This window comes from Microbacterium sp. A84, from assembly GCF_051842815.1.
In the GTDB taxonomy this organism is placed as follows: domain Bacteria; phylum Actinomycetota; class Actinomycetes; order Actinomycetales; family Microbacteriaceae; genus Microbacterium.
Genome location: NZ_JBPXMS010000002.1, coordinates 473058 through 480010, shown reverse-complemented (window position 1 = coordinate 480010; position 6953 = coordinate 473058). Strand labels below are relative to the sequence as shown.

The 6953-nt window shown below is 61.3% G+C and carries 5 protein-coding genes; all 5 read right to left on the bottom strand.

Annotated features, from left to right (window positions below):
• On the bottom strand, nt 1-735 hold a 735-nt coding region (locus ACSU04_RS12585), incomplete at its 3' end, for an alpha/beta fold hydrolase (RefSeq protein ID WP_439289757.1).
• A 16-nt stretch (nt 736-751) separates the two neighbouring features.
• On the bottom strand, nt 752-2020 hold the full coding sequence (locus ACSU04_RS12580) for a hypothetical protein (RefSeq protein WP_439289755.1): 1269 nt from the start codon (nt 2018-2020) through the stop codon (nt 752-754).
• Nucleotides 2021-2389: 369 nt separating this feature from the next.
• Complete coding sequence (locus tag ACSU04_RS12575) at nt 2390-3937, bottom strand: TRAP transporter large permease (protein ID WP_439289754.1); 1548 nt, start codon at nt 3935-3937, stop codon at nt 2390-2392.
• Entirely contained in the window at nt 3934-4599 is a 666-nt protein-coding gene (locus tag ACSU04_RS12570) for a TRAP transporter small permease subunit (RefSeq protein WP_439289753.1), read from the bottom strand. The genes ACSU04_RS12575 and ACSU04_RS12570 overlap by 4 nt, the downstream gene beginning before the upstream one ends.
• A 515-nt stretch (nt 4600-5114) precedes the next feature.
• Nucleotides 5115-5618: a nuclear transport factor 2 family protein gene (locus tag ACSU04_RS12565; protein ID WP_439289752.1), complete on the bottom strand. Its 504-nt coding sequence runs from the start codon at nt 5616-5618 to the stop codon at nt 5115-5117.
• Nucleotides 5619-6953: the final 1335 nt, after the last annotated feature.

The following is a 6953-nucleotide window of genomic DNA, read 5'->3' as shown; positions in this document are numbered from 1 at the left end:
ACGTTCCATGTCGGCGTCGACCAGACCGTCGTCGCCGCGGATCAACACCGTCGGAACCCGCGTGGGCCGTAGATCATCCAGTGACACTGATCCCAGGCCCAGGACACGAAGGTCAAACTTCCACGTCCACCCCTCCGGCCCCTGCTCGATGGACCGCTCAGCAACATGCCGCAGGAGATGCTTCTGCGCGCGTCGGCTCGGCGGGAGCGTGCGGAAACGACCCAGTGCCTCGTCCTTGGTGGCGTATCGGCGGTGGTGTCGACTCGCCCGTTCACGACGCGCAGCCGTTTCTTCGGGGGGTACGTCTCGAATCATGGCGTCGATCACGATCACCTGTCGGAACCGACTCGGTGCTGATTGTGCTGCGAGCAGACATACCGCGCCGCCCATGCTGTGTCCGACGAGCGTCAGCGGTCCGTCCGGGCTGATGGCGGTGGCGATCTCGACGACCTCGGCCGCCCAGCTGTCATGCGAGTAGTGATCGTGGTGCCGGGCATCGCCGTGCCCTGTCAGGTCGATCGTGACGACCGTGCGCCGCATTGCCAGTTCCGGGGCAATGTGGTCCCACCAGTGCTGGTTCGCCGTCGCGCCGTGAACGAGCAGAACGACGTCGTTATTGTTCTCACCCCACATTCGGCAGCGGAGGGGACCGTTCGCGGAAGCAACCGTTACGTGCTGGCCGAACCGATCGGCATCCGGTATGGGGGCGCCAATCGTTGAAGACGGAATGATCATAGTGTCGAATACGCAATCAGCGGCGAGAGAAGTGGTCGATGGCCGCCTGTGTCGCTTCTTGGAGGTTCGTGGCACCGCCGATGGGCTTCGGCAGGGACACGGGTCCATGTTCGCGGCTCGGAAGCAGGATCGACGCCGTTCCCGGTGCTGTGACCTCGCCACGTTGATTGACTGCCTCCAACTCCAGGTCGACCGCAGGGTGGAGCCCGTTTTCGTCCTCTGCCAGATACTTGCGGACGATTCGACCACCGATAGTCTGTAGGTCACCGACGTAGTTGAACTTGCGGAATTCCACTCGCAGCTTCCACAGCCAGGCGTCATCGCCCATCCAGTCGGTCAGCGCATGAATCATCCACGTCTCCCGCATGCGGCCATAGTCGAAGGTTGTCGGGTTGCCGGACTGGCGAGCGAACTCGGGGTCCCAGTGGACTCGCTGCATGGCGTCCCACATGCCCTGATCGTCGCGATGGTAGAACCGGGGGATCCGCTGACGGGTCTTGTATGCGAGACGAAGTGCGGCGACGCCGTAGACGCCCATGCCCATGCCCGTGTGCCAGACGATCATGTCCGTGACGGTGAGTGGGCCCTTGATGAGCTTGTCGATCTGATCGCCTTCTTCGACGTCCTCGAACCACCGGGGTTCTGCGCCCCGGGGCGCCTCCACCGCGTACTGGGCGTCGATTTCTGCGATCTCGTCCGGGGTCCACACCTGAGGCTCGATCGCGTCGTACTTCTTACGCTTCACCGCCTCTGCGCGCTCGGTCCGGATCATCAATCGGTACTGACCGGCCAAGGGGTTTCCGTCGCCATCGGCGAACACATTGGCGTTCCACTCGTGGACGGCACGCCCGCCGAACTCGCTGCTCTTGTCGAGCACACCGACGAGCGCGTTGCGGCGCAAGATTTGTTGGCCCGTGTGCAGAGGCGACCACCATTCACGTTCGCTGGCGGAGTAGAAGGCGTGGACGCCCCTGAGCGGGTCCCCCTTGAGGTCTCCTTCGCGGGCGAGGTCCTCTTCGCTCATCACGTCCTCGCCGATGAGAGTGTCGCCCCCGACGAGCGGCGGGGGCGCGATGGGCTGGCCCCAACGGGACTTGGCCGCGTAGTCCGCGTCGCAGTAAAGCGGATTGTCGTCACCGTAGGAGTTGGCCACGATCCGGAACGCATCCGTCCCAGGGCTGAGATAGTGCGGTGGCACGGGATGCCGTTGAGCCATGCCGATGCGAGAACGGAGCTTTTCGATGCCCTCGTCGGTGATCTTGGCGGTCGTCTTCTCGGTGTTCATAGCGCTCCTCGTCCACGTTATTCCATATGTCTTAACTATGATAGATGCTTTTGTCGGATCTGCAATGTGCGCGATGCTATGCGCCGCGACGATCTCGACGCACCTGCGGTCGAGGAGCTTGAGCGCGGGTGTCACATAAGAATGTGACAGCGCTTGGACTGTCGGCAATGGACAGCGGCCACACCCTTCAGGCAGCAACGACTTACAAGGTCGAGACCGGAAACCGGCGCGTGTTGGATTCGGAGCTTGTAGCGATGCGCTCGGCGTCCCTGCTGCGGAGGGTGGCGAGTTCACCTACTTACCTCAGGTGTAGCTTCGATCGCTGGATTCCGCTCATCCTGGCATCAGCGATTCCTGGAGAGTGCGGAGTTAGTTGGCCGCGGATATGTTCGGGAGCCACAGGGCGAGGTCTGGCCAGGCGATCAGGATCACTAGCATCACGATGCAGGCCGCGATAAACGGCATCACGCCCTTGAATACATCGGTGATCTTGAGGTTGAGCCCCATCCCCTTCGTCGAGGACTGCGCCAGCGCCAGGACAACGAAGTTCAAAATGCCCAGTGGCGGTGCCACCATGTCGATCTCGGCGAGGATGATGAGGAACACACCGAACCAGATCAGGTCGACGTCGAGTGCGTTCAGCGGGCCGAGGAACACCGGGATGGTCAGCAGCATCATCGCGAGGGTGTCGAGGAAGAACCCCAGGATGAGGTAGATCGGAATGAGTAGAAGCAAGAAGCTGAGTTGGTTCAGGCCAAGGTCAATCACCGTATCGGCGACCCACTGCGCCAACCCACTAAGCGCCATCACACGGGTGAGCAGGTTCACACCCACGAGAAGCAGGAAGATCGCGGCCACGGCTGACACCGTCTCCATGAGAGTGCTGGAGAAGAAGGTTCCGACGACCTTGCGAGTCGGGATCACCGTGTCCCCAGGCTTGACACTCTTGACGGCTTTTCGCGAGCGCCCGATAACCAGTCCGAGACCCAGGATCAGCGTGATTAGGGCTCCGTAGGCGCCGGCTTCCGTCGCGGTGAAGACACCGAAGTAGATTCCGCCGAGAACGACGACGACGATGATGAGCACCGGAATCAGGTGGATGAGAGAGGCGAACCGCTCCTTCCACCGGTAGCTCGGCCCGCGCGGTGCGGACTTCGGGCTGATCCACGCCCAGAGGATGATCACACACGTGAACAGGAGAGCAAGTCCGAGGCCCGGGACCATGCCGGCAAGTAGCTGCGGTCCGACGGGGGTCTCGGCAACGCCCGCGTAGATCACCAACAGGATGCTTGGTGGGATGACCTGACCGAGGGTGCCGGCCATCGCGGTCGAGCCCATGGCGAGGCTGGGGTTGTAGCCCGAACGGATCATCTCGGGGATCGAGACCCGGCCGATCGCGTAGGTGATGCCGATGGTGCTGCCGCTCGCGGCTGCCATTCCCGCACCGGCGAAGTTGGTCGCAATCGCCAGACCACCCGGAAGCCGACTCAGCCACTTGCGAGCAGAGAGGTAGGCGCCGCTCATCAACCCACTCTTACCCATCGCCACGCCCATGAGGATGAACATCGGAATGACGCTCAGCGACCACGAGGCGAAGGAGTTGAAGACCATCTCCTTCAGAGTCCCGACAACGGCAGTCGGTCCGACCAATAGGTAGAGGCCGAAAATAGCCGCGATCGACATCGCGATGCCGATCGGGATCTTGAAGAGCATCAGCGCCATCATCAGCAAAATGATGATGAACCCGACGAGGAGCCTGTTCGATGGAACCACGAGCACGTACACGGCCAGCACGACGGTAACAATCGCCGTGACGATCAGACCGATCGTGAACCGCCGGGCGGTCAGAGCCTCCTTCACATCGATCGGCGACTTCACCGCAGGCGGTTGAGGTGCTTTACGCAAGGTTGTGCTCATCGAGCCTCCACCTTTCCAGTCGTCACGGACGCCGTGCCGCCAACAGCGGGCTGATACCTAACTGTCTCCGGCTCCCGCCCCAGCTCATCGAACACCGTCGCCTCTGCCTCGAGGGCAACAGTAACTTCATCATCATCAACCGGGCTGAACTCCTTGGCGGTGATCGCGCGCAAGAGTTGCGCGAACGCTTGCAAGAGCAAACCGGCCATCCCCACTACGATCACCCAGCGGTACGGCCAGATCACGAGCCACGATGTCACGCTGGACGCCTCACCGAACCCCATCGCCTCGACGGCCTTCTCGGTGCCGAACCAGATAAACAAGACCATCGTGCCGAGAGTGAACACCATGCCCACCACCTCGATGATCCGCTGCACACGCTCACCAGTTGGAGCCGTCAGCAGATTCACCCGGATGTGCTCACCCCGCAACAACGCGTACCCAAGACCCAGCGAGATCAACATAGGCATCCACGCATACTGCGTCAGGCCGAGCGTTCCCGGCAGCGAACGATTAAAGAAGAACCGCCCAATCACGTCGAGCACGACATTCCCCATGAGGCACACCGTCGCGGTGCCACCGAGAACCGCAAGCAAGATACTGAAGCGGTCGATCCAACGCAGCCAAGCGACGCGTTCGCTAGAAACTTCGAGAGTTGTCATCGAGCCGCTCCTCTCACAGGAACACCCACGTCCCTGTACCGATACCGGTACGGGTCGTCGAAATGCGTCATGATTCAACCTCTTCGTTGATAGCTCATAATGTGATTCACCAAGCGCCTGACCGAAAATATCACCACGGGTGGCTGCTTACTATACGCCGACTCTACTAACATTTATAATCATTACACTAATGCCTATTCATGATCGTCCGGCGCATCGTCAGACGCCAGGAACATGATCGCGTGCGCTACGTCCTGCGGAGTACTGACAGTCTGGAGTGCGGTGGATTGGACGAGTTCTTGAAGCTGCCCGTCATAGCCGATCTTTTCTCGTCGGCGACTCGTTGGACCCACTTCCAGAACAGTTCCGTCTCGATGAAACACGAAACGACACAGTTCGCCCGGATGCCGAGCTGCCCGCCTTCACCTTGGTCAGCGTTCGAAGGCAGCACCGGACCGAGTCTGGTGCTGCCCCCCCCCCCCCCCCGGTGATGACCGCCTTGTTCTCGAACCGCTTCATGAACGCACCGCGCTGCGTAGAACATCGTGAGAATCGACCGAGCCATCCAGCACCCGGTTGAAGCGCTCGACGATGCGCCAACCAGAAGAGGTGCGCCGTAGCGTCCAATGGTTCGCTGATACTCGCCAGACGGTGAAGCTGTCCTGGTCACGACGACAGACGAGCGAATGCGCAATAGCGACAGCCGTGTCGCCGTCAACGGTGACCTGGGGATGGAGGGTCATATGACCCGAGCCGCGATGGATGAGGTCTTGATGCACGGCGCCCTCATAAAGTTCAGCGATGGCCGCATGGCCCTGTACTCGCTCGACGCTGCCGACGTCGTACACGCCGTCTTCGGTCCATAGGTCCGCGGCGGCCTTGGACTCACCAGCGTCGACCGCTGGGCCATAAGTTGCCAGCAGCCGCATGATCGCGAGATGATCCTCGACGCTTCGCAGTCGTTGCTCGAGTGCGACGATCCGATCATGGGTGATTGATTCGGGCTGGTGCTCGACCATCTCTGAAACCTCGCTCTTTCTTATCTTTCGGTGCCATCTATGGGTAAACAATCGACACACAGCGCGATGGCTGCCTCAGGCGCATTCGCGGGACACCCCGCCTCGCTGGTGCGGCCGGAGAGAGCACGAATCGGCGGGACCAGCTGGCCGACCGCGCTCGCCTCTCGCCCGAACCGCCCAGGGCCCGGGCGAGAGCTGACCGCCATCATTCCGGAAGGGTGTCGTTGACGAACTCGTCCTTGTAGCGCTCTGGGTCTGTGGCCGCCACCTCGAAACCGAGGTCCACGAGTTCTGCGTCCAGTTGTCCAGACTCTCGTGGTAAGAGTCAATGAGCGCCTGTGGATCACTCAATCCCATCTCCTACTCGCTGAGGCCAAACCTCCTCATCGTGTCTATCCCTTCGCCGGCGGCGCCGGTCAGCAGGGGCGATCAAGGTTCAATGCCATCTGATGCCTCCATCGACGCTGAGCACGACTCCGGTCACGAAGCTCGAATCTGCGCTGGAGACGAAACAGCTTCGTCCCGGCGATCTTCTCATCGCGTTAGCAGGTCGTTTCTTTGCTATTTTATCCATATAGGTCATAGTGTGGAAGGAGAATCGGCGATGTCTGTGCTTTTGCGTGCCTGGCGTGAACTGGAAGAGGATTCTTCTGGGCGCTGTATCGTCGTCCCGGTCGCGGGTAAGACGGTTCAGACCGGACTTGACGTCGCGGCATTTGCGAACGAATCACAGACCGTCAAAGACTCGTCGAGGCGGACTCGCGATGCCCAGTTGCCGTTGACGGGATGGCACCTCGGGGTCTCGCAACGCGTCGGCGAGATGGGTGAGAGCTGGTGCGCGGCACAGCCTACGCTCGGCGAAGAACGGCAAATGGTGGCTGGCACCTGCGCCGGTGGAGTCGACCGGGTAGGCGCGAGGAACGCCTCACACTTGTTCAGGGGCTCGCGCGCTACCGCTCAGACGAGGGTCTGGCCGCTGGATGGAACGATCCCGCGGTGCGCCACGACATCGTCGCATCGCGTGGGACGGAGACCCCGGCGAGCCGGGCCAGTACGCCTCGACGATGCTGATCCCGCTGTCAGGTATTTTGGGGTCGAGGTCTGAGTCCTCGGGTGTGGGCTACGGCCCTGAGAAGGTTGTAGGGATGATCACCGAGCATGCGACTGGATTCCTGTCGACACTGTCCTGCTCTGGGCTATGCGCCTACCGAGGTCAAGACACGGGAGACGTGCTGGCGCACATCAAGTTGACATCGGAAGGGATGGTGCCGAGGGAGTGGTACTCGAACCTTTGAGAGACCCGTACCTTGCGCCGGGTCGAATGCGAAGGGGCAT

Excerpts from the sequence above, each read along its gene's own strand:
- ACSU04_RS12580 (WP_439289755.1), bottom strand. The coding sequence starts at position 2,020 with ATGAACACCGAGAAGACGACCGCCAAGATCACCGACGAGGGCATCGAA.
- ACSU04_RS12575 (WP_439289754.1), bottom strand. The coding sequence starts at position 3,937 with ATGAGCACAACCTTGCGTAAAGCACCTCAACCGCCTGCGGTGAAGTCG.
- ACSU04_RS12570 (WP_439289753.1), bottom strand. The coding sequence starts at position 4,599 with ATGACAACTCTCGAAGTTTCTAGCGAACGCGTCGCTTGGCTGCGTTGG.
- ACSU04_RS12565 (WP_439289752.1), bottom strand. The coding sequence starts at position 5,618 with ATGGTCGAGCACCAGCCCGAATCAATCACCCATGATCGGATCGTCGCA.